This window comes from Arthrobacter sp. H41 (genome assembly GCF_000520535.1).
Lineage (GTDB): Bacteria > Actinomycetota > Actinomycetes > Actinomycetales > Micrococcaceae > Arthrobacter_D.
Genome location: NZ_KI914775.1, coordinates 38,824 through 39,819 on the forward strand (window position 1 = coordinate 38,824; position 996 = coordinate 39,819).

The following is a 996-nucleotide window of genomic DNA, read 5'->3' on the forward strand; positions in this document are numbered from 1 at the left end:
CTGCCCGCCGCGAGGGGGTGCCGCGCGGGTCGACCTGCCTGCCGCGGGGGTGCTCTGCAGGAAGCCTCAGTCGGGTGCCTCGGGATGAACATCGGAACCGGCGGTGCTCAGGAAGGTCTTCCTGCCTCTGTGCCGGTCGGGGTGTGCGCGCCGAGGGCGTCGTGGGTGAGGGTGGTGATCAGCCGGGCGGCCGTGCGGGCCGTGCGGTGGTCAAGGTCGAGCCTGGGCAGCAGCTCGACGACGTCCACCAGAGCCAGTTTGCCGCTGCGGGCGACGTGCCGGCAGACCGCGTGGATGACCTCCAGCGGCACTCCGTAGCCGGCTGGGGCACTCACGCCGGGAGCAACGGACGCCGGAAGGACGTCGAGGTCGATGCTGAGGTGAAGCGCGTCGACATTGTCGAGCAGGCGGTCCACCGAAGCCAGGACATGTGGCAGGTTCTGCGGCGAGCACTGCTCGTCGGTGAGGTGTTCCACGCCCAGGTCCGCCGCTGTCCGGAACAGGACGCCGGTGTTGGAGGGTTCGCTGATGCCGAGGACGGTGTACCGGAAGTCCCGGCCGGCGGCCCGGTCGGCGCGGGCCATCTGCAGGAAGGGTGTGCCCGACGACGGCGCATCCGCCTCGCGCAGGTCGAAGTGGGCGTCCAGGTTGAGCACCCCGGTGCGTGCACCGGCCAGGCGCGTGCTGCGCGTGCGGCCGAGATAACTGCCCCACGCGGTCTCGTGGCCGCCGCCGAGCACCACGACCAGTTCGTGCCGGTCGAGCAGGGCGGCGACTCGGTCGGCGAGCCGGTCCTGGCCGGCCTCCAGGTCCTGGTCCTCGACCGCGACGGTGCCGGCGTCAATGATCGGGACGTCGAGGTGGAGGGCCATCGGGGCGAGGGCACGGCGCAGGGCGTCCGGGGCGTGGGCAGCTCCGACGCGGCCATGATTGCGGCGCACCCCCTCGTCACAGGCGAATCCGACCAGGGCCAAACCGGGAGCCCTGTTCCTGCCG

Annotated in this window: 1 protein-coding gene; it reads right to left on the bottom strand. The window is 72.1% G+C overall.

The features are described 5' to 3' along the window. Positions 1-107 precede the first annotated feature (107 nt). The coding region (gene hutG, locus Y705_RS17480; RefSeq protein WP_155849928.1) for a formimidoylglutamase at positions 108-996 on the bottom strand (889 nt) is incomplete at its 5' end.